Origin of the sequence: Pseudooceanicola sp. HF7 (assembly GCF_011806405.1) — a bacterium.
Lineage (GTDB): Bacteria > Pseudomonadota > Alphaproteobacteria > Rhodobacterales > Rhodobacteraceae > Pseudooceanicola.
The window spans coordinates 102884-126662 of the sequence record NZ_JAATOW010000002.1 but is presented as its reverse complement, the minus strand read 5'-3'; the positions used below and the strand labels follow the sequence as shown (position 1 = coordinate 126662).

The 23779-nt window shown below is 66.6% G+C and carries 20 protein-coding genes; 6 read left to right on the top strand and 14 right to left on the bottom strand.

All coding sequences use genetic code 11. The annotated features are described in order from the left end of the window. Positions 1-210: 210 nt before the first annotated feature. Complete coding sequence (locus tag HCZ97_RS01355) at positions 211-831, top strand: TetR family transcriptional regulator C-terminal domain-containing protein (RefSeq protein ID WP_167686869.1); 621 nt, start codon at positions 211-213, stop codon at positions 829-831. Here HCZ97_RS01355 and HCZ97_RS01350 read toward each other — a convergent pair. From HCZ97_RS01350 to HCZ97_RS01340, 3 genes are all read right to left on the bottom strand, one after another. Next, entirely contained in the window at positions 828-1175 is a 348-nt protein-coding gene (locus HCZ97_RS01350; protein ID WP_167686885.1) for a YigZ family protein, read from the bottom strand. The two genes, HCZ97_RS01355 and HCZ97_RS01350, sit on opposite strands and share 4 nt — an antisense overlap. A gap of 643 nt (positions 1176-1818) precedes the next feature. Beyond that, positions 1819-2139: an H-NS family nucleoid-associated regulatory protein gene (locus tag HCZ97_RS01345; protein ID WP_167686868.1), complete on the bottom strand. Its 321-nt coding sequence runs from the start codon at positions 2137-2139 to the stop codon at positions 1819-1821. A gap of 331 nt (positions 2140-2470) precedes the next feature. Beyond that, positions 2471-4642: an anthranilate synthase component I gene (locus tag HCZ97_RS01340; RefSeq protein ID WP_167686867.1), complete on the bottom strand. Its 2172-nt coding sequence runs from the start codon at positions 4640-4642 to the stop codon at positions 2471-2473. A 320-nt stretch (positions 4643-4962) separates the two neighbouring features. Between HCZ97_RS01340 and HCZ97_RS01335 the strand changes: the two genes are divergently transcribed. Continuing rightward, positions 4963-5991, top strand: coding sequence for a ketopantoate reductase family protein (locus HCZ97_RS01335; protein WP_167686865.1), 1029 nt, complete (start codon positions 4963-4965; stop codon positions 5989-5991). A 44-nt stretch (positions 5992-6035) separates the two neighbouring features. Here the strand turns inward: HCZ97_RS01335 and HCZ97_RS01330 are convergent, their stop codons facing one another. From HCZ97_RS01330 to HCZ97_RS01320, 3 genes are read right to left on the bottom strand one after another with little or no spacing between them, the layout of a single operon-like run. Then, positions 6036-6614 carry an amino acid synthesis family protein gene (locus tag HCZ97_RS01330; RefSeq protein ID WP_167686864.1) on the bottom strand — a complete coding sequence of 193 codons (579 nt, stop codon included), beginning with the start codon at positions 6612-6614 and terminating at the stop codon, positions 6036-6038. Continuing rightward, positions 6607-7428, bottom strand: coding sequence for a UPF0280 family protein (locus HCZ97_RS01325; protein WP_167686862.1), 822 nt, complete (start codon positions 7426-7428; stop codon positions 6607-6609). Before HCZ97_RS01325 ends, HCZ97_RS01330 begins: the two co-directional genes overlap by 8 nt. After that, on the bottom strand, positions 7428-8864 hold the full coding sequence (locus HCZ97_RS01320; protein WP_167686860.1) for a 6-hydroxynicotinate reductase: 1437 nt from the start codon (positions 8862-8864) through the stop codon (positions 7428-7430). Before HCZ97_RS01320 ends, HCZ97_RS01325 begins: the two co-directional genes overlap by 1 nt. A 144-nt stretch (positions 8865-9008) precedes the next feature. Between HCZ97_RS01320 and HCZ97_RS01315 the strand changes: the two genes are divergently transcribed. Next, positions 9009-9446, top strand: coding sequence for a MarR family winged helix-turn-helix transcriptional regulator (locus tag HCZ97_RS01315; RefSeq protein ID WP_167686858.1), 438 nt, complete (start codon positions 9009-9011; stop codon positions 9444-9446). A gap of 9 nt (positions 9447-9455) precedes the next feature. Here the strand turns inward: HCZ97_RS01315 and HCZ97_RS01310 are convergent, their stop codons facing one another. From HCZ97_RS01310 to HCZ97_RS01280, 7 genes are all read right to left on the bottom strand, one after another. Beyond that, positions 9456-10157 carry an ABC transporter ATP-binding protein gene (locus tag HCZ97_RS01310; protein ID WP_167686856.1) on the bottom strand — a complete coding sequence of 234 codons (702 nt, stop codon included), beginning with the start codon at positions 10155-10157 and terminating at the stop codon, positions 9456-9458. Then, the gene (locus tag HCZ97_RS01305) at positions 10144-10875 is read right to left on the bottom strand and encodes an ABC transporter ATP-binding protein (protein WP_175581607.1); all 732 of its coding nucleotides are present in this window, start codon (positions 10873-10875) and stop codon (positions 10144-10146) included. Before HCZ97_RS01305 ends, HCZ97_RS01310 begins: the two co-directional genes overlap by 14 nt. After that, a complete protein-coding gene (locus tag HCZ97_RS01300; protein ID WP_167686854.1) occupies positions 10872-11807 on the bottom strand; it encodes a branched-chain amino acid ABC transporter permease in 936 nt (311 codons plus the stop codon). The genes HCZ97_RS01305 and HCZ97_RS01300 overlap by 4 nt, the downstream gene beginning before the upstream one ends. After that, a complete protein-coding gene (locus HCZ97_RS01295; RefSeq protein WP_167686852.1) occupies positions 11804-12730 on the bottom strand; it encodes a branched-chain amino acid ABC transporter permease in 927 nt (308 codons plus the stop codon). The genes HCZ97_RS01300 and HCZ97_RS01295 overlap by 4 nt, the downstream gene beginning before the upstream one ends. Before the next feature lie 8 nt (positions 12731-12738). Beyond that, entirely contained in the window at positions 12739-13119 is a 381-nt protein-coding gene (locus HCZ97_RS01290) for a VOC family protein (protein ID WP_167686850.1), read from the bottom strand. A 45-nt stretch (positions 13120-13164) separates the two neighbouring features. Next, entirely contained in the window at positions 13165-14490 is a 1326-nt protein-coding gene (locus HCZ97_RS01285) for an ABC transporter substrate-binding protein (RefSeq protein ID WP_167686849.1), read from the bottom strand. 159 nt (positions 14491-14649) lie between these two features. Beyond that, the gene (locus tag HCZ97_RS01280; protein ID WP_217701708.1) at positions 14650-16005 is read right to left on the bottom strand and encodes a hypothetical protein; all 1356 of its coding nucleotides are present in this window, start codon (positions 16003-16005) and stop codon (positions 14650-14652) included. Between the two features lie 193 nt (positions 16006-16198). Between HCZ97_RS01280 and HCZ97_RS01275 the strand changes: the two genes are divergently transcribed. From HCZ97_RS01275 to HCZ97_RS01265, 3 genes are all read left to right on the top strand, one after another. Further along, on the top strand, positions 16199-18259 hold the full coding sequence (locus HCZ97_RS01275; protein ID WP_167686845.1) for a hydantoinase/oxoprolinase family protein: 2061 nt from the start codon (positions 16199-16201) through the stop codon (positions 18257-18259). Continuing rightward, a complete protein-coding gene (locus HCZ97_RS01270) occupies positions 18256-19989 on the top strand; it encodes a hydantoinase B/oxoprolinase family protein (protein WP_167686844.1) in 1734 nt (577 codons plus the stop codon). The genes HCZ97_RS01275 and HCZ97_RS01270 overlap by 4 nt, the downstream gene beginning before the upstream one ends. Positions 19990-20181: 192 nt before the next feature. Further along, positions 20182-21159 carry a nitronate monooxygenase family protein gene (locus HCZ97_RS01265; protein ID WP_167686843.1) on the top strand — a complete coding sequence of 326 codons (978 nt, stop codon included), beginning with the start codon at positions 20182-20184 and terminating at the stop codon, positions 21157-21159. 190 nt (positions 21160-21349) lie between these two features. On the opposite strand, the gene HCZ97_RS01260 is transcribed toward HCZ97_RS01265, so the two are convergent. Next, positions 21350-23653, bottom strand: coding sequence for a xanthine dehydrogenase family protein molybdopterin-binding subunit (locus HCZ97_RS01260; RefSeq protein WP_167686842.1), 2304 nt, complete (start codon positions 23651-23653; stop codon positions 21350-21352). Positions 23654-23779: the final 126 nt, after the last annotated feature.

Genomic DNA, 23779 nt, shown 5'->3' with positions numbered 1-23779 from the left:
AAGGCACGCTAGCAGAGCCGGAAAGTCAGTCAAGGAACAGTCAAGTAAATCGCCGGCCGCTCAGCCGCTTTGCCGCAAACCCCCGACCTGAGTGATGATTTATCGATCACGCGGGCTGCGAAGCGCATAACAGCCAGCCCCCCGGCGTGCTCGTATCTGGCTTTCTGCAGACAACAGCCGCTAGAGTCGCGGTCAAAAACAGGAAGAAGAATGAACCAGCCCGTCGCGCGTACCCGCATCCAGCGCAAGAATATCAGGCTTATTTCCGACGCGGCGCTCAGCGTCTTTTCGACCTACGGGTTTCGGGGCGCCACCGTTGACCAGATCGCGAAAGAAGCGAACCTGTCAAAGCCCAACCTGCTGTATTATTTCCCCACCAAGGAAGCGATCCACCGCCACCTGCTGTCCACCCTGATGGATACCTGGCTGGATCCCCTGCGCGACATGGACCCGGACGGCGAGCCGCTTGAGGAAATCCTGACCTACCTGCGCCGCAAACTGCAGATGAGCCGCGATCACCCCCGCGAAAGCCGGCTGTTTGCCAATGAGATCGTGCAGGGCGCGCCCCATATCCTGGACCTGCTGGCCACGGACCTGAAGGCCCTGGTGGATGACAAGGCCGCCACCCTGACCCGCTGGATGGACGAGGGGCGGATCAACCGCACCGATCCCCACCACCTGATCTTCTCCATCTGGTCGCTGACCCAGCATTACGCGGATTTCGAAGTGCAGGTCGGCGCGGTGCTGGGCCCGGAGAAACCCGATCCCTACCCCGAGGCAGAGGCCTATCTGACCACGCTATTCACCCGGATGCTGACACCGGACGCCTAGAGCATATCGAGGTAGGTGCGCACGCAGCTTTGCACGTGGCGGAACCTGTCGCCGCCAAGGTGGGTGCCGCCGAACCAGCGCGTGACCACGATGACGTGGTTGCTCAGCCCTTCGCGTTCCAGCATGCGCACGATCACCATGCCAGCGCCGGATTCCCCATCATCGGCCTTCAGCGGGCCGTCCTCCAGCAGGACCGCCCAGGTGTTATGGGTGGCCTTGGCAAACTTCTTCTTCCGCTTGAGCGTCTTGACCAGCGCCTCGGCCTCGGCCTTGCTGGCGGCGGGGCCGCCCGCCACGGCGTATTTCGACCCACGGTCGCTCAGAACGCCTTCAATCACCTTCAGATCTGCCATGCCCTTCCCGTGCCACGAAGCCGCAAAGGGCGCAAGCCGGGCAGAGGCGGCGCATGAGGGGCGGCCAGAGGTGCCCCGCCCGGGGCATCGAGCCCCCGGCGCGGCAGGGTGGCCAAGCCACCCGGCGCCGGAACATGCTAGGATTCCCCTGCCCCAGCGTGCACGCGCTTAACCAGCCGAAATACCGACACCGGCACCGACGTAATACCGACGCGATACCGACGTAATACAGACGTGGATTTTCCCCCGGATTCACAGCGTTAACGGCCAGATTCGCCCCCTTGCCGCGCCGATCCCGCTGACCGCCCGCGGAACGCGGGCTTCAGATCCTGTTTACCAGGGACCGTACGGTGCCAGAAAGCGCCCGCACCGCCCCCCGCAGGATTTCGGGTGAGTCGTCTGGTTGGAATGGCACCTCCCTGCCCCGACTCTTCCCATTCCGCTCAAGACCCTATCCGAATTGCCGCCCATTCCATGGGCCAATCCGGAAACCTGGAAACAGCGAAACGGGGGCGGAAAAAGCGAAAGGGGCCCGTGGGCCCCTATCGTCCCGATTACGGTGGGAAACCGGTTCGGGCCGCCTTAATTGGCCCCCCGAACATGAAGATCTACGGGTGTGCGGTGCCCGGTGGTCTTATTTTACGATCAGGAACTGATCGAGGGAGTCCCCACGTCCGAGGGCCTCCTTGATCCATGCCGGTTGACGGCCACGGCCGCTCCAGGTCTGGGTAGCGTCTTCGGGGTTGCGGTATTTCGGCGGATTGACCTTCGCCTTGCGCCCGGATTGTCCGGTCAGCTCAGACAGGGAAAACCCCATCTCTGCGGCTTTCGCCTCAAGCTCAACCAGGGCCGCCTTGCGCTGACGGTCTTCGTAGGTCTTGATCGCCGTATTGACCTTGGTCTGCAATTTCTTCAGATCGCCAAGGTCCATGGCCTCCAAATCAAGATCGAGCATTTCATCTTCCTTTCATACGGAAATGGAGTGACATTTCCTGAGTATTGGAAAATACATTGCCATTCCGGCACTCCACAAGCAAAAAAATTGATCTGCAACGTGGGAATAGGCGAAAAGCCACCGTTAACGTTAAGGTAAACTTCATCGGATAACATATGCCGAATGCTGTAGATCAAACGCAAAAACGGCATCACATCAAACGAAAGCGGCACCAGATCAAACGCAAAGCAGCAGCAAATCAAATGAAAACCGGGACCGCAGCCTGCACTGCGATCCCGGCGCGATCCGCCTGGCGGATCAATTTCACAAGCGGCTTAACGCAAGCTTAATCTCAGACAAGATCCTTTTGCTTGCTGGTGACGCCAAGGCGCTCCACCACGTTCTCAATCATGCGCATTCCCGCATCCTGCCCAAGGGACATAATGGATTCCGGGTGGAACTGCACCGCGGCCACTGGCAGCGTTGCATGTTCGATCCCCATGACGATCCCGTCGGAAGTCGTTGCAGTCACGCGCATTTCTGCCGGCAGGCTGGAGGCCAGTGCATGCAGGGAATGGTAGCGCCCGATGGTCACCTGCTTATCCAGCCCGTCAAAGACCAGACCGGGATCGGAAATGTCAATTCGGGACGGTTTGCCATGCATGGGTTCGTCCAATTGACGCAATTCAGCGCCGAAGTATTCGGAAATGGCCTGCAACCCAAGGCAGACGCCAAATAGCGCCAATTTCCGTTTCAGCACCAATTCAATTGTTTGTGAGCATTGGAAGTCGGACGGATTTCCCGGCCCCGGCGACAATACCACGAGGTCCGGCTTGAATTCGTCCAGCACCTTTTCGGACACCGGGCTGCGGGTCGTCATCACCTCTGCCCCGGTCTGGCGGAAATAATTCGCCAGCGTATGGACGAAGCTGTCTTCGTGATCGACCAATAGCAGGCGGCGGCCCTTGCCCTTTGGCAGGCGGCTGCCGTCCCCCGGCCCGTCATTGGCCCGCACGTCGCCCCGGATCGCGGCCCGCATGGCGCTGGCCTTGAGCTCGGTCTCAGCCTCCTCGGCATCGGGATCGCTGTCGTTCAGCAGCGTCGCGCCCGCCCGCACCTCTGCCACGCCATCCTTGATCCGGATGGTGCGCAGGGTCAGCCCGGTGTTCATGCCACCGTCGAACTGCACGGCCCCCACCGCCCCGCCATACCACTTGCGGGTGCTCTTCTCGTGCTTCTCGATGAACCGCATGGCCCAGAGCTTTGGCGCGCCGGTCACGGTCACCGCCCAGGCGTGGGACAGGAAGGCATCCATGCTGTCCATGCCTGCGCGCAGGCGCCCCTCGATATGATCAACGGTATGGATCAGGCGGGAATACATCTCGATCTGGCGGCGGCCGATGACCCGGACAGAGCCCGGCTCGCACACCCGGCTCTTGTCGTTGCGGTCCACGTCCGAACACATCGTGAGCTCGCTTTCATCCTTCTTGGATTGCAGCAGCTTCATGATCTGTTCGCTGTCCTCGATGGCGTCCCGGCCGCGCTTGATCGTGCCGGAAATCGGGCAGGTTTCCACCCGGCGCCCGGTGACGCGAATGAACATCTCGGGGCTGGCGCCCACCAGGTATTCCTGTTCACCCAGGTTCATGATGAAGCCGAATGGCGCCGGGTTGATCTTTTTCAGCCGCTCGTAAATGGCCGAGGGGCTATCCTTGCAGGCTTCATAGAAAACCTGCCCCGGCACCACCTCGAACAGATCGCCACGGCGGAAGCTATCCTTGGCCGAGGTTACCAGTTTTGCATATTCGCCCGGCACGTGATCGCCGCGCGGCAGGTCCTCGGGGCCTTTGACAAAAGGCTCCTCGGGGCTGCCACCGGGCACGCCGGCCGTGGAATGCCCGTCCTTTTCGAACTCGTACTGAATACGCGTGGCAGAGGTCGAATAATGGTCCCCCACCAGGATATGATCGGCAAAGAACAGCACCAGGTCGCGCTGATCTTCGGGGCGAGGCATGGAAAACTCGATCGGTTCGAACTGGAATGCCAGATCGTAGCCGAAGGCCCCGTAAAGCCCCAGGTGCCCATCCTCTTCAGAGAAGAACAGCGCCACGATCGCGCGCAATACCGAAAAGACCGACGGCGCGCGCGAGCGTTCCTCTTCATTGTAGACCCGCTCCGGCGCGCGGATCTGCAGCTTGATTTCCGTATCGGAGACCTCTGTTTCCGCCACGGCCTCAAGATCGCTCACCACCGGCGCAATGATCTTCAGCAGCACTTCACCGCGTGCATTCAGCGCCGCCAGCCGCATGGCGCGGCCCCGGCTTTCGATCAGCAGGGGCGGTGCATCGAACCCGAAATCCCAACGGGTATAGCGGCCCGGGTATTCGTAATTGGACGAAAGCAATACGCCGCGCCGGGAATCGAGCCGTTGCGCCAGGGCATCCGTATCGACCATGTAGGTCGCGGGGAATTCGCGGCGGGTGACGGTCACACCCCCCTTGGTTTGGAAAGTGAGGTCGGTCATCTGGTCATGTCTCTAAATGCGGGGGCGGCGCATACATGTCTTGCGCAGGGGCCGCCGAACTTCGGTAAACAGGTCAAAGGGGCGAGGGTTTCACCATCGCCAGGTCAATTGCCAGCTTTGCCATCGTTGTCCGGTCATGCCGTGCCTGTTGTCGGGGCCGCGTTTCGGCCAATCCCGCCCGCAATTCGGGGCAGTTTCATTTAGCAAGCAAATCAGGCCTTGTAAATCCGCCCTTGCCGATTGCGCGGGGCGGGCAAAACTTGCAGGCCAGGGCCCCAGATGCGAAACCCTTTGCAACGCTTTTCAGAACGGATTTCCCCATGAGCAAGCCCTCCCTTCCCCCGCTGCCGGACCGGCCCCTGTCCATCGCGATCATCGGCGCCGGCGCCATCGGCGGCGCGGTCGCGGCAGAGCTGGCCGCAGGTGCGGAAGACGCTGGAATTGCCAGCATTTCCATCGTCGCGCGGGGGCCGCACCTGGCCGCGATCCAGGAAAAGGGCCTGCGCATTTCCACCCCTTCGCATCCCAAGCCGCGCAGCTTCGCAGTCCACGCGGTGGAAGATCCCGCCGACCTGCCGCCGCAGGACCTGGTGATCACCGCGCTAAAAGGGCACCAGCTGCCCGCCATGGCTGACAAGATCGCGGGCCTCCTGCTGCCCCACAGCCGCGTCATGAGCATCGTGAACGGCCTGCCCTGGTGGTATCCGGTCGCCGATGGGCAGGGCGGGACCAAGGGCGCGGAAGAGGTCGATCCGGGCGGTGTGCTCTGGAAGGCCATCGGGCCGGAGCGCGCTATCGGCGCCATCGCCTTTCTCAGCGCCAATGTGCCCGAACCGGGGCTGATCGAGCGCAACAACGAAGGCTATTACGACCTGGGCCGCCTGCCCGGCCAGGACCGCGCCGATGTCGTGCGCGTGGCCGGCCTGATGCGGGCGGCGGGCTTTGACATCAAGGAAACCCAGCCCTACCAGAACGCGCTCTGGACCAAGCTCATGAGCAACGCGGGCATGAACTCCACCTGCGCGGTGGCCCAGGCACCGATCTCGCGGGCGCTGGCCGATCCGGCGCTGTTCCGGCTGGCCGTTGGCATCATGTCAGAGGTCTATGCGACCGGAAAGGCAGAGGGCGTCGACTTCCCCTACGGCCCGGAGCAGCGCGCCGCGGCCGCGCGGGACACGCTGGATATCAAGCCCTCGACCCTGCAGGATCTGGAGGCAGGCCGCCCGATGGAGATCGACCCGATCTTCGCCGCCGCCATCTCCGTCGCGAAAAGCCACGGGATCGACGCCCCCAATCTTGAGCTGGTGACAGCGATCCTGCGCTCCATCGACACCGAACGTCACGGCTAGGACGCCTTGCCAGGGGTGGGTTTCACCCACCCCGCGCCAAGCCCTCAGCGCAGCCCGTCGAACTTGCTGACCTGGTCGGCTTCAAGGCCGCCCATCCGGGAATGGATCCGGGGCCCGCGGCTCATCGCCAGGGCCAGCAGCAGTTCATCGGCGCGCGGGCCCTCGGGCAGGCCCACTTCCATCGCATCGAAATGGCTGCGCACATAGGCGGCGTTGATATGGCCAAGCGGCACGTCGATACGCACGCCGGGGCCGCCCTGCTTCATGGCAGAGGGCACGATCGCCAGCGCCTCGCCCAGCCGGGCACGCATGGCGTAACCGCCCGGCACATGCCAAAGCGCGGTATGCTCCAGCTCTCCGCCGGTGCCGCACATGGCGGCCTTGCCGTAGCCGTCGATGCCCTCGATCCCGCCCATGGCCGCGATCAGCTTGTCGGTCATCTCAAGCCCCAGCGGCTTGAGGTCATCCATCGCGCTTTGCAGGTCGGCCTCGTAGATCCCGGCAAAGGGGTTCTTCACCAGGGCCAGGATCGCGCCCCGCTGGCGCGGTCCGCCTGCCGGCCCCCCGTCATGGTGGATCTCTTCAAGGAAAATCATCGTCTTGCGCAAGGTGAAGTCAGCCATGGCCCGGTTCCAGTTCCAATGTAATGTCCTGGGAGGCCCCGATCTGGCGGCTCTCCCCGTTAAGGCTCAGGTGGGCGGCACCGATCAGCCCCCGCCCAAGCAATTTCTGGGCGTAGGCGGCGCCGCTGTCCAGCGCCTGCGCCACCTCTGCCCCCGTCAGCGGCCCCAGCCCGGTGGTCACCGGGCGCGTGCCCAGGTCACTGTCGGGTGACAGCTCCTCGGCGGGGCGGCGCTCCACCGCCGGGTGGCCCGGCAGGTCCACGCGATTGGCGATCATCGTGGCGGCGGCATCCGCCTGCGCGGCGCCTTTTGCCAGCACCGTCACCGCATCCGCGATGCCAAGGCTGTGGCTGCGCCCGCCCCGCCCCGATGTCGCGCAACCGCGCCAGGGGGCGTCAGCGGGGACCGCCAGGGCGCCCCCGGCCATGGCCAGGCGCATCTCTCCCGCGCGGATCTGCCAGGCCAGGTCGCCGCCATTGTTGACCCACAGCTTTGCCTCGGGCGCCTGCCCTGCCATGGTGCCCAGCACCTCTTCGGCGACAGAGCCCGCCACGGCGGCCATGGGGGTGATGAACTCCGGGGAAAAGGGGGCGACCGCCGCCGCCATCCGGCGCGCCACAGGCCCCTTAAGCCTGCCCCCCTCTCGGCGCAGCGCGGGCAGTTCGGCCACCAGTTCCTCGAGCAGCCCGTCAAAGCGTTTGCAGGCGGCGCGATAGCAGGCCTCACGCCGCGATGCCTCTGCAAAAAGGATCAGGTCGATCGGCCCCGCCTGCAGATGCAGGCGCACACCGTCGGGCAGCAGCGCGGCCTGCATCAGACCGCCTTCCAGCTCAGCGCGCGGAAATCGCCCCCGTATTCGCCGCCCTCTTCCAGAACCTGCTCCAGCGGGCGGATCGCCTGTTCATAGCCGCCAAGGCCCAGGTAGATCTCCCGCGGCATGGTGAATTCCAGCGGCGCGACAAGGGCGGGCGTGGGCACGTAGCCAAAGCTCTTCGCCGGCATTTTCAACACGTCGACCATGACCGTAATCCCGCCGCCGGGCCAAAGATAGGCCTCTGCCCCGCCCAGCGTGACCCGGGCGGTGCCCGATTGCACAGCACGCGTCAGGCGCACCGGGTTCGTCGTCACACCCGCGCGCAGCGATCCCCCGGCCCCGGCGCAGAACAGCACCGTGCAAAGCGCCGGTTCGCAGTTCTCCTGGATCAGGGCGACAGAGGGTTTCAGCCGCTCGGGCATCTCCTGCCGACGCGGCTGAAGGTCCTCGTCCAGGACGAAGTATTCGGCATGTTCCCCGGTGGTGGAGACCATCAGCAGGGTCAGCCCCGGTCGCGCGCCCTTCTTGGGCAGCCAGTCGCCCAGGATGGTCAGCGGATCCTCGATATCCGTACCGCCCCAGCCCAGCCCCGGTTCAGCCACCTGGAAATAACGCCCGGGGGTGGAGCGGCGGCCCTTGATGCGGATGCCCGTGTCGGGCCAGCCGATCACCTTGCCCGCCTGGTGTTCCGAAACGACGCCGGTGATATGGTCATCCACCACGACGACCTCATCCACCAGGCCCTTCCATTGCCCCGCGAAGATCCCGATGGTGGCAGAGCCGCAGCCCACCCGCATCCGCGTCTCCTGCTTGCCATCCACGATGGGGGCCCTGCCCGCCTGCACGACCACACGCGAGCCGCCCTCGATCTCAAGCTCGACCGCCTCTGCGTTGCACAGCGCCATGAGCGTGTCACAGGTCGCCCGCCCCTCGGGCTTGGTGCCCCCGGTCAGGTGATCCACACCGCCCAAGGACAGCATCTGGGAGCCGTACTCCCCGGTCATCACCATGCCGATGGGTTCCCCCTTGGCACGGACAATCGCCCGTTCGTCGCCGATGTGGCGGTCGGTATCGATCTTCACCTTGACGCCGCAGTAGGAATAGATCGCCTCTGTCACCACGGTCACCGTGTCGACGCCCGCAACCTCCTGGCTGACGATGAAGGGCGCAGGCTTGAAGTCCGGGTAGGTCGTGCCCGCCCCAAGGCCGGAGACGAACAGATCGCCCCCCGCCACAAGATCGCCGTCCCAGTCATCCTTCAGGAAGGGCCGGATTTCCGTGCCATCGGCCAGCCGCTTGTCCAGCACGGTCACCGGATCGCAGCGCACGATCCTGCCGCCTTCGTTGGCGTAGCGATCACAGGCCCCCGTCCGTCCTTCTGCGACGAAACACATGACCGGGCAGGCATCGCATCTGACCTTCTCAACTGCCGCCATGAAGGCACTCTCTCTGTCTTGCGTCCCCCCCGGATTGGCAGGGAAATTTTCATTCGTATGCAAACAGATTTTGCCGGTTGAGCCGGTTCTCTGTCAATCTCTTTCACCCTTGCCAATCCCAGCGGGGCCGGGAATAGATCGTTCATGCATTATGAGTTCAAGGATAAGGCATCCAATGCCTACCGTTTGGAAGCGCAGGTCGGCTTCCTTCTGCGTCGCGCGTCCCAAAGGCATCTTTCGATCTTCTCCCAGCTGCTTCCGGACCTGACCTCAACGCAATTCGCCGCCCTTGCGAAGCTCTGTGAACTGGGCCCGACATCGCAGAACGCCCTTGGCCGGGCCGTGGCCATGGATGCCGCCACGATCAAGGGGGTCGCGGACCGCCTGCGCGCCCGTGGCCTTGTCGATGCGGCGGCCGATCCCGATGACCGGCGCCGGCATTACCTGTCCCCCACGGCAGAGGGCCAGGCGGTCTACGAACGCACCGCCCGCGCCGCCATGGCCATCACCGAAGAAACCCTGGCCCCCCTCACCGAAGAGGAACAGGGCACCTTCATCCGGCTGCTGCTCAAGCTCTGCTGAGCCGGGCGCTCACACGCCCAAGTGGGACCTGAGCCGCGCTTCGCCTGCCGCCAGATCGCTGCGGGTGAAGCTTTCGGCATTGCGCCCGTTCTCGATCACGAAGACCCGGTCTGCCAGCCCCAGAACCGCATCGATGCGCTGCTCCACCAGCAGCACCGCAAGCCCCTTGTCGCGCATCGCCAGCATCACCTGCCGGATCTGTTCGATCATGGAGGGCTGCAACCCCTCCGTCGGTTCATCCAGCAACAGCAGCTTGGGCTTCACGCAAAGCGCCCGCGCGGTGGCCAGCATTTGCTGTTCGCCGCCCGAAAGCGTCCCGGCCCGCTGGTCCATCCGCTCTGCCAGGCGGGGGAAAAGCGCCAGCACCTCGGCCCGCAGGGCGCCATGGGATCTTGCATCCGGCGCGGCGCCAAGCCCGATCTCGATGTTCTGGGCCACGGTCAGCTCCGAAAACAGGCGGCGGCCCTGTGGCACGTAGCCGACGCCATGGCGCGGCACCTGGTGGGGCGGCAGCGCGGTCAGCGCGACCCCGTCCAGCGTCACGGTTCCGCTGGCCTTCACCAGCCCCATGATGGATTTCATCAGCGTCGTCTTGCCCGCGCCATTGCGCCCCATCAGCACGGTGATCTCTCCGGCCTGGGCCTCCAGCGCGACATCACGCAGCACCATGGCCTGCCCGTATCCGGCGCTCAGCGCCTCAATCTTCAGCATCGGGCGCTCCTGTTCCAAGGTAGGCAGCCTGCACCGCCGGGTTGGCGTGGATCTCCTGCGGAGAGCCCTCGGCCAGGATCTCTCCGAAGTTGAGGACCGTGATGTGATCCGCAAGCTCCATGACCACCGCCATGTTGTGTTCGATCAGCAGGATCGTGGTTTCCGCCGCCAGCGCCCGGATCAGCGCCTTGAAGCTCTCGACCTCACTTTCCGCCAGGCCTTGCGTGGGTTCGTCCAGGATCAGCAGGCGCGGTTTCTGCGCCAGCCCCATGGCGATCTCCAGCAGGCGCTGGTGCCCGTAGGACAGGTCCCCGGCGATGGCATCGGCCCTGTCCCCCAGCCCCACGCGGCCAAGCGCCTGGGCCACCTCCTGCGCCACCGCGGCGGGATCGCTCAGCCGGCGCCGGGCGGCCAGGGCGACGTTCTCATGCGCGCTCAGACGCCCGAAGACAGAGGTGATCTGAAAGGTATAGGCCATGCCAAGCTTGACCCGCTCATGGGCCGGCAGCTTCGTCACGTCGCGCCCGTCAAAGCGGATCACGCCCTCGGTGGGGGTCAGCCGGCCGATCAGCATCGACACGAAGGTGGTCTTGCCCGCCCCGTTCGGCCCGATCAGCGCCCGGATCTGGTGCGCCGGCAGGCTGAAGCTGATGTCGTTGTTGGCCCGCAGCCCGTCGAAGCTTTTGCCAAGGCCCGTGGTTTCAAGGATCACGCTCATGGCAGGTCCCTCCAGACTTGGCGCAGGGCCCCGGTGATGCCGCGCGGCATGAAGAGCGTCAGCAGGATCAGCACGATGCCGGCGATCAGCATGTAGGCATCCGTTACCTCGGTCGACAGATCGACGAGGTAATACATGAATAGCGTGCCCACCAGCGGCCCGATCACCGTGCCCGCCCCGCCCAACAGCACCCAGAGCAGCGCGAAGATCGAATATTGCACACCCGCGAAACTGGCCCCGACGTAGCCGAAGAGCAGCGCATAGGCCGCCCCCGCCCCGGCGGAAATCCCGCCCGAGATCACCAGCGCCCCCAGCTTGCGCCGCCCGGTGTCATAGCCCAGCAGGCGCGCGCGATCCTCGTTCTCTCGGATTGCCACCAGCACCCGCCCGAAGGGCGCGCGCACCAGCCAGAGCGTGCCGATCATGGTGACAGAGAACAGCGCCCAGCCGATCAGGTAGCGCGGCCCGGCATCAGACAGGGCCACTTCCGCGACCCGGCGGGCGGCATTGGGCACCACGAAGCCGTCGTCGCCATGGGTGATATCCCCGAAGTAGAGGATGCCCAGGTAGAAGGCCTGCGCGAACATCAGCGTCACGATCATGAAGCTGACCCCGGCGGTGCGCAGGGCCAGCAGCCCCGTCACCAGCGCCAGCAGCAGCCCCGCGCCCAGGCCCGCGAACCAGGCCGGAATGGCCCCGGCCTCCAGGTGCAGCGCGACCAGCCCGGTGCCGTACATTCCGGCGGCGAAGTACATCGCGTGCCCCAGGCTCAGCAAACCGGTGTAGCCGAAGGCCACGTTGTAGCCCATGGCGAAGACCGCCAGGACCATGACACGCGCCACGACCCCGTGGTGATAGGCCGGCAGGATCCAGTTCAGCGCGAACAGAAGGGCCACCAGCCCCAGGTGAAGGCTCCAGTCCCGGCGGCTCATCGGTCTTTCGCTCCGAACAGGCCCTGCGGGCGGAAAACCAGCACCAGCGCCACCACCAGCGTCGCGATGATCTTGGCTAGCGTGGGCGAGAAGAAGACAGAGATGATGCCATCGCTCATCCCGATCAGGATGGCGGCCACCACGGTGCCGGTCAGGCTGCCCAGCCCGCCGATGATCACCACGATGAAGCTCAGCAACAGCGCGTCGCCCCCCATCAGGTAATGGGCCTGCTGGATCGGCACGATCAGCACGCCCGCCAGCGCGGCCAGCGCCGCACCTGCCCCGAAGACAATCGCGTAGACCCGCTCGACCGGCACGCCGAAGGCGGTCGCCATCTCTCCGTCCAGCTGGGTGGCGCGCATGATCAGGCCGGCCCTGGAATGGGCCATGAACAGGCGCAGCCCGGTGATCAGGACCACCGCCGCCACGATCACGAAGAGCTTGTAAGAGGTCGTCGACAGCCCCCAGGGATAATAGAGGCTCAGGCCGTTCTCGCCCCATTCGACCCATGGCAGGGCGATGCGGCTGTTGAAGGGGGCCACGACCGGGCGCGCATCCGCCCCATAGGTCATCAGCGTCAGCTGCTGGATCACGTAGAGCAGGCCGATCGTGGCGACGATCGTGCGCTCGGGGTCGTACTCCAGCCGCTTCAGGATCGTCATGTCCGCCGCCGCGGCCAGCAGGCCCACGGCAAGCGGCGCGATCACCAGGGCGGCAACGAAGTTCGCCACCGCCCCCGCGCCCAGCATCGATGTCACCGCCCAGGCCGCCACCGCGCCCAGCATGTAGAATTCGCCATGCGCCACGTTGACCACGCGCATCACGCCGAAGACCAGCGACAGGCCCGAGGCCATCAACGCCAGCACGGCCGCAAGCACCGCGCCCTCGAGGCAGGCGAGCAATAGGTAGGGTCCGAATTCCATTTAAAGTCTTACTCTGTAGGGGAAATCCCGATCTGCCAGGACAGGCCGAAACGATCCGTGAGCCAGCCATACCGCGGGCTGAAAGGATATTCGCCCAGCTCCATCAGGGCGGATCCGTCAATGATCAGCGCCGCCCAGAGGCGGTCCACCTCTTCCACCGTGTCGCAATCCACCTTGAGAGAGATCATCGGCGTGAAGGAAAACCCATGGTCCACCGGGCTTTCCAGGAAGCTCAGCTCCTGGCCGCCCAGGCTCACCACCAGCACCATCGGCGCGCCGTCCGGGCCGCTCTGGGTGACCTTGAAGGACCCGTTGGGGAAAAGCCCGGCATAGGTCTCGGCGGCTTCCGCCGCCGTGCCGTGGAACATGAGGAAGGGTTGGACCCGCATAAATCACTCTCCTGTCAGGGCGCGCGATCCTGCGGGCCCGGTCACTCAGAAGTCCATCGTGGTATAATCGACCTCGTCAGGATAGAGCGTTTCTTCCGCGCTGGCCGTATGCACCAGCGACAGCTTCCCGCCCTCCACCTTGGAGATATACTGCGGACCGAAGACCTGGTGGGTCTTGCCGTTGAAGATCTTGGCGCCCTGCGGATGGGCGGGACCTGCCGGCATCTCCGTCATGGCTTCCACGGCTTCGATCAGCGCCTGACGGTCGTCCTTGGACTGGTAGCCCGCGGCCTCCATCCCGGCCTTGATGACATGCAGGGTTTCCCAGCAGCCGAACATATGCGCCGCCGTCGAGACATCCGATGGGTCAGAGGTGCTGGCCCCGTTTGCATCCAGCCCCACCGCATCGCGGTAGGCCTTGACGTAATCGGGGGCATCGGGCTGCAGGTATCGCGGCATGCCTTCCCAGAAATAGGTGCCCTCCAGGAATTCCAGCCCGGGAGAGTTGATATCCACCGCTTCCAGTGAATCGATGAAGCCGAAGATTTCCGGGCGGGAGGGGCCGAAGAATTCGCCCAGTTCCTTGACGAAGGTCAGCACCGCCGGGCCCACCATGACGTGGTAGATCACCTCGGTGTCGCGCGGGATCTGCGGGAAGTACTTGGTGAAAGAGGTCTCGGTCGGCGGGATCGCGATCTTGCCCACGACCTCGCCGCCCATCGCCTCGATGGCGGGGGTCAGGTTGTCGCGGTGATCATAGCCGAAGCCGTAATCCGGGAAGATCATGGTGACCTTCTTGCCCAGCATGTCGGTGATGAATGGGGCCATGGCGGCAACCTGGCTTTTTACGTCGGTGATGCCCGGCTGGACGGTCCAGCGGTTCAACATGCCGGAGGCCACGTGATGGCCTTCGGAGACCACGAAATAGGGCAGCTTCAGCTCACCCGCTCGCGGTGCGGCGCCGATGACGACATGGGAAAACAGCGTGCCGTAGGCGATATCGCAGTTGGACTGGTTGGCGAATTTCTCAAGCAGTTCGGCGGCGCGGCGGGGATCGGTGCCGTCATCCTCCGTCACCAGTTCGACCATGCGGCCGTTGATGCCGCCGTCACCGTTGATCTTGGCCACGGCCGCCTGGCTGACCCGGTCGTACCAACGGCCATAGGCCGCGCCGATCCCGGTGGCATGCTTGCCGAAGCCGATGCGGATCGGCTCTGCGCTCTGGGCAGAGGCATAGCGCGCCCAAAGGGGCATCGTCGCCGCGGCACCCGCCCCGGCAGCAAGCGTTTTCAGCGCCTGGCGGCGTGTCGGCGCCGCCGGACGATGGTCGGAAGCGGCCACAAGGCCGGTCTTCTTGGTCACGTCACTCATGTTCGGACAATCCCTGTTGGAAAGGTTGATGGCGGTCTTATTAGGCTGACCCTGCGTTACAGTCTGTAGGCGCGCATACGGACCTGTCCAGTTTCTCGTGAGAGGCAAACTTGTTTGTGTGCATCCTTTCTGCCTGCTGCCCAAGGAACAGGCGGCCCCTCACGCCCCGCGCGGAGAGGCCAGAAGCCATAGTCCGAAGAAGGTGTAGAAGATCATGAAAAGCGCCAGCGGCGCCTGGCTGATCGCCGCCCTGCGATGGCTTCCGGTCAGCTGCAGCGCCGCCGCGTGGCTCATCAGGATCGCAAGGATATGCCCCAGCACAACGAAGCCCGCCTCGCTCAGGAAGATCATCCGCACCTTGTCCGGAGAGAAAAGAAACCCGGTGGTGACGTGGTAGCCGGGCCCGCCAAGAAGATGGCTGACCATATCCGCAAGGTACTGCCCCTCGACCAGGGCGACGGGCAGGTAATGGGCCAGGTGGTAGCCGAAGGCGATGGGCAGGATGGCCGGGGCCAGCATGCGGAAGGCCAGGCCGAAGCGCTGCTCGCCCACCAGCCACAGCCCCGCCCGGACCGCCAGCCCGTAGACCGCCACCAGGGCTGCCACGCAAAGCGCCAGCCCCAGGGTGTTCTGCGTGATCACCTGGCTGCGCCCCTCGAAGGCCAGCGGGTTGACCCCGATGGCCGCCAGCCAGCGGAAGGTCTCGTTCAGACCGTCAAAGGACCCGGTGCCCAGCATGATCAGCATCAGCAGCGCCAGCGACCAGCCCGGCACCGGCCCGCGCAGCAGCGACCAGCCGGGCGCGCTCAGCCGCACCGCGCCGCCCGCCCGCCGCAGCGGCGTGAGCTGCGCGTAAAGGCCAAGCGCGACAGAGATCCCCTCGCCCCGGCGCAGCCAGATCGGCCCGAAGGTGACGCAGGCGGCCAGGGTCAGCCCCCAATATCCCAGCACGATGCCCGCCAGGCGGTCCGGATCCGCCGGGGCAATGTCGATCATCAGAAGGGCGCTGAAGCCCACCCAGACCAGCACCGCCGGCCAGTGCCCCAGCCAGCCCGGCCAGCGCAGCAGCCGCGGCAGCCCCAGCAGGCGCAGCACCCCGTAGCTGCCCCGGAATGGGTTCAGCCAGCGCCAGACGTCTCCGAAGACGCCCTGGGCGGCAAACAGGAAGACCCACATGCCGGTCCAGACCAGCAAGGGCAGCGGATTGTGCTTTGGGTCCTGGGCGCCGTGAAAGCCCTCGATCACCGCCCATAGAAGAAGCCCCGCCGACAGGATCGAGGTCAGCAGGGAAAACCGCCCGATCCCCGGCGCCCGGCCCAGGGCCACCGGGCGGAACATCCGCCGCGCCGCGCGCTCCGGAATGGCCAGGATCAGCAGCACCGTGGCGATCACGCTGGCAACACCACCCGCCACGTAGAGATCCGTGGGCAGCAACAGGATGATCCCCCCTTCGGAGGCATGGGCCAGCCCCGCGCCCGGGGCCCCCAGCAGCCCCGCCAAAAGCACGGCCCGCATGGCCGCGCATAGCCTCATGTTCCTATGCATCATCTTCCCCGCCTTGACCGCTCCACCCGGCGCCGATCCTGACCGGGGCCTCATCCAGAGGCAATGGCGGCCTTTCCTGCCCACCCCGATACGGTCAAAGATTGACAGGGCGCTGCTCTTCAGAAAATCATTTGCACACAAACGGATCAGATCGAGGACAGTCATGACGGAAAAGAGCGGCGGAGCGGTCATCGGCGTCGATGTGGGCGGAACCTTCACCGACCTCGTGCTGATGGATCCGGCCACGGGCGACGTGCGGCTGGCCAAGGTGCCCTCGACCCTGGATGACCAGTCGCGCGGGGTCATGATGGCCCTGGCGGAAGCGGGCGCCAACCTGCCCCGCACCGACCTGATCGTGCATGGAACCACCACCACCACCAATGCCGTTCTGGAACGCAAGCTGGCGCGCACCGGGCTGATCACCACCCGCGGCTTCCGCGACGTGCTGGAACTTGGCCGCCGCACCCGCCCGCAGGCCTACGGGATGAAGGGCGATTTCCGCCCTCTCATCCCGCGCGACCTGCGCCTTGAAGTGCCAGAGCGCATGGATGCCGAAGGCCGCGTCGTCACCGAGCTTGACGAAGACGCCCTGCGCGCCGCCGCCCGCGCCCTGCTGGACAAGGGATGTGTCTCCGTCGTGGTTCATTTCCTGCACGCCTACCGCAACCCTGCGCATGAGCTGCGCGCGGGCGAGATCCTGAAAGAGGTCTGGCCCAACGCCTATGTCACCCTTGGCCATGCGCTGCTGTCCGAAAGCCGCGAATACGAACGTGGCGTGACGGCGGCGGTCAATGCCTCTGTCCAGCCGATCCTTGACCTTTACGCCCAGAACCTGGCCGGCAGCCTGGCAGAGGGCGGCTACCAGGGCGAGCTTCTGGTGATGAACGGCAACGGCGGCATGGTCTCGGCCCGCCGCGTCGCGCAGGAGGCCGCGCGCACCGTCATGTCCGGCCCGGCCTCGGGCGTCATGGCCGCCGCCTTTACCGGGCGCGCCGCCGGAATGCCCGACCTGCTGACCTACGACATGGGCGGGACCTCCACCGACGTGGCCCTGATCCGCAACGCCCAGCCCGCCGTCTCCAACGAGATCGAGGTCGAACATGCCATGCCGATCCACGTCCCCATGGTGGACGTGCGCACCGTGGGCGCGGGCGGCGGCTCCATCGCGCGGGTCAATGCCGCCGGCCTGCTAGAGGTCGGCCCCGAAAGCGCCGGCGCCACCCCCGGCCCCATCTGCTACGGGCGCGGCGGGACAGAACCGACGATTTCGGATGCCAACCTGCTGCTTGGCCGCCTGGACCCGTCCCGCCTGAAATCCGTCGAAGGCGGCATCACTTTGCAAAGCGTGCGGGACATATTTGCAAAGAAACTGGGCGATCCCCTGGGCCTGACCCCGGAAGAGGCCGCAGAGGCCGTGATCCACATGGCCAATATCAAGATGGCCGGGGCAATCCGCATGGTCTCCCTCTCCCTCGGGGCGGATCCGCGTGACTTCGCGCTCTTTGCCTTCGGGGGCGCGGGCCCCCTGCATGCCGCCGCCCTGGCGCGGGAGCTTGGCGTGCCAAGGGTGCTTGTCCCCGCCCGGCCCGGCATCACCAATGCGCTCGGCTGCCTTGTCGCGGACCTGCGCCATGATTTCACCCGCACCGTGGCCACCCCGCTCGATACGCTCGACATGACCGCCCTGGCCCGCGTCCTGACAGACCAGGCTCAAGAGGGCCGCGCGCTGATCGGGCGCGAAAGGGTCTCCGTGACAGAGGTGAAGGTGCTGCACTCCCTCGACATGCAGTTCATCGGCCAGACCCACCTGCTGCGGGTCGAACTGGAAGGGCCAGAGATCACCCGCGAGGCCCTGCAAGCCGCCTTTGAAGAGGTCTACTTCAACCGCTTCCGCATCCGCCTGGACCGGATCCGCGCCACGGTGGTCAATGCCAATACCTCCGTCATCGGCACGCGCGAAAGCCTGGATCCGGCGGCGCTGTTGCCCCCCGCCGATCGCAAGGCGACGCTGGCAGAGGCACAGCGCGGCACCCGGCCCGTGCGCTTTGCCGGCACGGTGATGGAGACCCCGCTCTACCAGCGCGGCGCCCTGCCCCTCTCGGCCAGCTTCGACGGCCCCGCGATCCTGGAGCAGATGGACACCACCGTGCTTGTCCCGCCCGGCGACCGCGTCACCCAGGACGCCCTGGGCAATATCATCCTACAGATCGGAGCGGCCCAATGACCCTTGATCCCCTCACCCTCTCCGTGATCCAGGCCGGCCTGCAACAGGTCTGCGACGAGATGGACCTCAGCTTTTCCCGCGCCGCCTTCTCGCCTGTCATCGCAGAGGCCAACGACCGCTCCGATGGCATCTACGCGGCAGAGGACGGCGCCCTGATCGCGCAAGGCTCCCAGGGGCTGCCGGTCTTCGTCGGCACGATGCAATATTCCACCCGCGTGTTGACGGAACGGATCGCGGCCGGGATCACCGCCGCACCGCAGCCGGGGGATATCTACATCGTCAACGATCCCTACCTCGGCGGCACCCACCTGATGGACGTGCGCTTCGTCACGCCCTTCTACCGCGATGGCAGGATCTTCTGCTGGCTCTCCAACACCGGCCACTGGCCGGACACGGGCGGCAGCGTGCCCGGCGGCTTCTCTGCCTCCGCCACGGCCGTGGAACAGGAAGGGCTACGCCTGCCGCCCGTGAAACTTTTCAAGCAGGGCCAGCTCGACCAGGAGATCTACCAGATCATCTGCTCCAACATCCGCGTCGCGGACCAGCGCATCGGCGATGTCCAGGCACAGGCTGCCGCCCTGCTGATCGGCGCGGACCGGCTGGGCGCGCTGCTGGACCGCTACGGGGATGACACCGTGGCCGCCGCCATCGCCGAACTGCGCCTGCGTGCTGCCGCCCAGATGCGCGCCTGCCTGGCCCTGCTGCCCGAAGGCCGGTTCGAAGCTTCCGCCTTCATCGACAGCGACGGCGTGGTGAACGAACCGCTGGAAATCCGCCTCGCCGTCACCCGCCAGGGCGACCAGTCCACCTTCGATTTCACCGGCTCCTCCGCGCCCTGCATGGGGCCGATGAACTCGGTCCTGGCGACCACGCTCTCCTCGGTCTACCTGGCCATGCGCCATATCTTCCCGGAGGTGCCGATTTCCGCCGGCGCCTTCGACCCGCTCATCGTCACCGGCTACGAGGGCACCTTCCTCGATGCCCAGTACCCCCGCCCCGTGTCGGGCTGCGCGGCAGAGGTCAGCCAGCGCATCGCAGAGGCCGTCTTCCTCGCCCTCGCCCCCGCCCTGCCGAACCGCGTGACGGCAGCTCCGGCGGGCACCTCCGGCAACTTTGCCCTGGGCGGCCACGATCCCGAAAAGAACCGCGATTTCGTCATGTACCAGCTCTCGGGCGGCGGCTACGGCGGCAATGCGGACCACGACGGCCTCTCCAACGGCTGCTCCACCATCGGCATCTCAAAGGCGCCACCCGTGGAGATCATGGAAACCCAGTTCCCCGTGCTCTACCACCACTACGCCCTGCACGAGGGCTCGGGCGGCGCGGGGTCCCACCGCGGCGGCTTCGGGCTCGACTACGCGCTGGAGCTGCGGCGCGGCACCGCCACCGCCAGCTTCGTCATGGACCACGGCCGCTTCGGCCCCCCGGGCACCATGGGGGGCCGGGACGGCACCCCCAACAAGGTTGAGATCCACCGCAACGGCACCATCCACGTGCCCGAACACCTCTCCAAGGAACAGGATATCCCCCTGCAGCCAGGCGACCTCGTCCATGTCCGCACCCCCGGCGGCGGCGGCTACGGCGATCCCAGAACCCGCGCACCCGAAAAGGTGGCCGAAGACGTGCGCCTCGGCCGCTACACCGCCGATGAGGCGCAGCAGCTCTTCGCGGTCGCTCTTGGCCCGGACGGCACCCCCGACCTGCCAGCCACCGCCCGCCTGCGCGACTGACGGCCCCCGGCACCGGATCCCCTTCATCTGGCCCGAAATACTTCGGGGGAGTCGCCGCAGGCGACGGGGGCTGGCCCCCACCTGCGCCCCAACTGCCCCCACCCGCTCAAACCGCGCCCCTTTCGTGACGCAGCGAAACGGCTGACAGCCCCGCCGCCCCATGCCACCTCTTGACGCAAGAGGAGGACCCAAATGACCCTGCCAGCCATACTGCAGAACCTGCGACTGCCCCTGATCGGCAGCCCGCTTTTCATCGTTTCCGGACCGGAGCTTGTCATCGCCCAGTGCAAGGCCGGCATCGTCGGCTCCTTCCCGGCGCTGAACGCCCGCGAAGCGGAGGGAGAGCCGCCGCTGCTCGACGCCTGGCTGACCCGGATCAAGGAAGAGCTGGACCGCCACAACCAGGCCAATCCGGACAGTCCGGCGGCCCCCTATGCGGTCAACCAGATCGTCCACCGCTCCAACACCCGGCTGGAACGCGACGTGGAGATCTGCATGAAGCACGAGGTGCCGATCTGGATCACCTCCCTCGGCGCGCGCCCCGAGGTGAACGAGGCCGCCCATGCCGGCGGCGGCCTGGTGCTGCATGACGTGATCAACGACCGTTTCGCCCGCAAGGCGATCGAGAAAGGCGCTGACGGGCTGATCGCCGTGGCCGCCGGCGCGGGGGGCCACGCCGGCCCGCTCTCGCCCTTCGCGCTGGTGCAGGAGATCCGCGCCTGGTTCGACGGGCCGCTGATCCTGTCGGGCGCCATCGCGCGCGGCGATGCCCTGCTGGCCGCCCTCGCCATGGGGGCGGACCTGGGCTACGCGGGCTCGGCCTTCATTGCCACGCAGGAAGCCAATGCCGAGGCCGAGTACAAGCAGATGATCGTGGACAGCGGCGCCTCGGACATCGTCTATTCCGATCTCTTCACCGGCGTGCCGGGCAATTACCTCAAGCCCTCCATCGCGCGGGCGGGGTTGGACCCGGACGCGCTGGAACGCTCGGATCCCTCCAAGATGGATTTCGGGGCGGCAAAGGCCTGGAAGAACATCTGGGGATCGGGCCAGGGCATCGGCGCCATCACCGCCGTGGAAAGCGTGGCAGACCGCGTCGACCGTTTCGAGGCAGAGTACCGCGCCGCCCAGGACCGGCTGGCCGGACAGTTGGGCTGGCAACGCGGCTGAACAGGAAACGGGGCCAGGCTGCGCGCCTTTAGCCGGCCTGCCCCTGCGCCCCACCGGGGCGCATCGCCTGCGGCGGGCGGGGAACGGGGGCGCTGCCCCCGCGCCGGCCTGCGGCGGCTCCCCCCGGGCGGCACCCTGGTCCGGGCGCTTCACGCCCACCGGGTCGTCAGCGCCCCTGCAAACTGCCTCTTCACCCCCGCGCTGCGGCGCCCTGCAAGGCGGCCCAGACCCGCGCGGGGCTTGCGGGCATCTCCGGGGCCTCGACCCCGACAAAGGCCAGCGCATCTCGCACCGCCAGCATCCCCGCCGCCAGCGCCCCAACGGAACCGGCCTCTCCCACGCCCTTGACGCCCAGCGGGTTCAGCGCCGTGGGGACACCCAGGAACGCGGTGCTGAAACCCGGCAGATCCGTCGCGCGCGGCAGGGCATAATCCATCAGCGATCCGGTCAGAAGCTGGCCATCCCCTGCCCCGTAGCGCAGCTCTTCCATGAAGACCTGGCCAAGCGCCTGGGCTACGCCACCATGAAGCTGCCCCTCTGCCAGCTGGGGGTTGAGCACGGTGCCGATGTCCTCCACCGCGCAATATGCGACCGGCCGGGCAAGCCCCGTCTCCCGGTCGACCTCGACCTCGCAGACATGGCAGCCGTTGGGGAAGGTCGGGCCCTGGCTGGTGAAAGAACCCCGCGCGCGCAGCCGAACCCCGGCCTCTGCGGCATGGGCGGCGATATCGGCAAAGGACAGCACGCGGTTGCGCCCCGCACCCCGGAACAGCCCGGCCTCATAGGTGATCTCTGCCTCCGGCAACTCCAGCATCTCTGCCGCCCGCGCCCGCGCCAGCTCCAGCAGCTCCGACACCGCGCCGCGCAGGGCAGAGGCGCCCTTCACCATGGCCCCGGATCCCCCCATCCCGGCGCCGCGCTCCATGACGTCTGTGTCGCCCTGCAGGTAGCCCACCCGGTCCCGCGGCACTGCCAATTCCTGCGCGACCAGATCGCTAAAGGCCGTCTCCAACCCGGTGCCGGTGGAAAAGGCCCCCGCCGCGATCCGCAGCCGCCCATCCGCCAGCAGCTCAAGGTCCGTCCAATCCCGGCCCGGTCCCAGCATCGTGCCCCCGGCCGCCTCGATGCAGAAGGCCAGGCCCAGCCCCCGCAGCTGCCCCCTCTGCGCGCTGGCCTCCCGCCGAGCAGCGAACCCCGCCACATCGGCGCGCGCGACAGCCGCATCCAGGATCTGCTCGAAATCCCCGCAATCGTAATCGAAGACGAAGGGAGAGGCCCAGGGCATCGCCGCCCGCGGGATCAGGTTGCGCCGCCTCAGGGCGATCCGGTCCACGCCAAGCTGGGCAGCGGCGGCATCGACCAGGCGCTCCATGATATAGGTCGCCTCGGGGCGGCCCGCGCCGCGATAGGCCGCGACGGGCACCGTATGGGTCAGCCAGCCATCGATCCGCCCGGCAATCAGCGGCGTGCGATAGACCCCGGCAATGCCGCCGATGTTCAGGATCGGCGTGATCGACCGGCCAGAGGCATAGGCCCCCAGGTTCACATCCTCATGCACCCGCAGGGCGGTGAAATTGCCCTCTGCATCCAGCCCCAGTTCAGCCGTCGCAAGGATGTCGCGCCCGGCCTCGTCGGACAGGAACCCCTCTGACCGATCCGCCCGCCAGCGCAGCGGCACGCCCAGCTTGCGCGCGGCCCAGAAGACCAGCATTTCTTCGCGCAGCATCCCGGCCTTCATCCCGAAAGAGCCGCCCACATCGCCCGCCAGCACGCGGATATGCCCCGCCTCCATGTCAAAGGCCCCGGCCAGCGCGTCCCGCAGGCCCGTGGGGCTCTGGATCGACAGCTCCAGGCCCATCCCCTCCCCGTCAGGCCAGGCCAGCGCCGCGCGCGGCTCCAGCGCCATGGCCGTCACCCGGCTGACCGGAAGATCGACCCGCACAAGGTGGGCCGAGGCCTCAAGCGCCGCGCCGGTCGCCGCCCAGTCCCCCCGGCTCCATTGGTAGCCCAGGTTGCCGGGCCGGCTGTCATGCACCAGCGGCGCCTCGGGCGCGCGGGCCTCGGGTATGGAGATCACGGTGGGGCGTTCCGCGATATCGGCCTCCAGCGCCTCTGCCGCATCCATGGCCTGCGCCCGGGTTTCGGCCACCACCATGGCCAGCGGTTCGCCCAGGTGGCGGATAGGCTCCTGCACCAGAAGGGGGCGCTCCGTGGCCTGCCATTCCTGCCCATCGGGCCCCTCTAGGGCCATCGCGGGTTGGCAGGGCCCGATCCCATCGGCGGCCAGATCCGCGCCCGTGAAGATCGCCCGCACGCCCGGCATGGCGGCGGCCTCCTGCGTGGCGATGCCCAGCAGCTGGCCCGCTGCATGCGGCGCGCGCAAGAAGGTCACCCAAAGGGGCTGACCCGCGCGCCCGTCCCCGGCGCAATCGTCGGTAAAGCGCCCCTTTCCGGTCAGCAGCCTCAGGTCCTCGATCCGGCCTTTCCGCGTCATCCGATGCCCTTCCCCCACGTGGTGTTTCCCGCAGGCTAGCGCCAAGATCCCCGCTTCACGAGTCCCCGGATCCGCCCTTCCCCCGGCCCGATCCAGGCGCTTTTCGGCACAAGCCAGAGTTGACCT

What these genes read in the sequence shown, in the direction of transcription:
- HCZ97_RS01300 (WP_167686854.1), bottom strand. Translation starts at nt 11,807, where the DNA reads ATGAGCCGCCGGGACTGGAGCCTTCACCTGGGGCTGGTGGCCCTTCTG.
- HCZ97_RS01295 (WP_167686852.1), bottom strand. Translation starts at nt 12,730, where the DNA reads ATGGAATTCGGACCCTACCTATTGCTCGCCTGCCTCGAGGGCGCGGTG.
- HCZ97_RS01320 (WP_167686860.1), bottom strand. Translation starts at nt 8,864, where the DNA reads ATGGCGGCAGTTGAGAAGGTCAGATGCGATGCCTGCCCGGTCATGTGT.
- HCZ97_RS01290 (WP_167686850.1), bottom strand. Translation starts at nt 13,119, where the DNA reads ATGCGGGTCCAACCCTTCCTCATGTTCCACGGCACGGCGGCGGAAGCC.
- HCZ97_RS01310 (WP_167686856.1), bottom strand. Translation starts at nt 10,157, where the DNA reads ATGCTGAAGATTGAGGCGCTGAGCGCCGGATACGGGCAGGCCATGGTG.
- HCZ97_RS01330 (WP_167686864.1), bottom strand. Translation starts at nt 6,614, where the DNA reads ATGGCTGACTTCACCTTGCGCAAGACGATGATTTTCCTTGAAGAGATC.
- HCZ97_RS01270 (WP_167686844.1), top strand. Translation starts at nt 18,256, where the DNA reads ATGACCCTTGATCCCCTCACCCTCTCCGTGATCCAGGCCGGCCTGCAA.
- HCZ97_RS01345 (WP_167686868.1), bottom strand. Translation starts at nt 2,139, where the DNA reads ATGCTCGATCTTGATTTGGAGGCCATGGACCTTGGCGATCTGAAGAAA.
- HCZ97_RS01355 (WP_167686869.1), top strand. Translation starts at nt 211, where the DNA reads ATGAACCAGCCCGTCGCGCGTACCCGCATCCAGCGCAAGAATATCAGG.
- HCZ97_RS01335 (WP_167686865.1), top strand. Translation starts at nt 4,963, where the DNA reads ATGAGCAAGCCCTCCCTTCCCCCGCTGCCGGACCGGCCCCTGTCCATC.
- HCZ97_RS01260 (WP_167686842.1), bottom strand. Translation starts at nt 23,653, where the DNA reads ATGACGCGGAAAGGCCGGATCGAGGACCTGAGGCTGCTGACCGGAAAG.
- HCZ97_RS01325 (WP_167686862.1), bottom strand. Translation starts at nt 7,428, where the DNA reads ATGCAGGCCGCGCTGCTGCCCGACGGTGTGCGCCTGCATCTGCAGGCG.
- HCZ97_RS01340 (WP_167686867.1), bottom strand. Translation starts at nt 4,642, where the DNA reads ATGACCGACCTCACTTTCCAAACCAAGGGGGGTGTGACCGTCACCCGC.
- HCZ97_RS01315 (WP_167686858.1), top strand. Translation starts at nt 9,009, where the DNA reads ATGCATTATGAGTTCAAGGATAAGGCATCCAATGCCTACCGTTTGGAA.
- HCZ97_RS01265 (WP_167686843.1), top strand. Translation starts at nt 20,182, where the DNA reads ATGACCCTGCCAGCCATACTGCAGAACCTGCGACTGCCCCTGATCGGC.
- HCZ97_RS01285 (WP_167686849.1), bottom strand. Translation starts at nt 14,490, where the DNA reads ATGAGTGACGTGACCAAGAAGACCGGCCTTGTGGCCGCTTCCGACCAT.
- HCZ97_RS01280 (WP_217701708.1), bottom strand. Translation starts at nt 16,005, where the DNA reads ATGCGGGCCGTGCTTTTGGCGGGGCTGCTGGGGGCCCCGGGCGCGGGG.
- HCZ97_RS01275 (WP_167686845.1), top strand. Translation starts at nt 16,199, where the DNA reads ATGACGGAAAAGAGCGGCGGAGCGGTCATCGGCGTCGATGTGGGCGGA.
- HCZ97_RS01305 (WP_175581607.1), bottom strand. Translation starts at nt 10,875, where the DNA reads ATGAGCGTGATCCTTGAAACCACGGGCCTTGGCAAAAGCTTCGACGGG.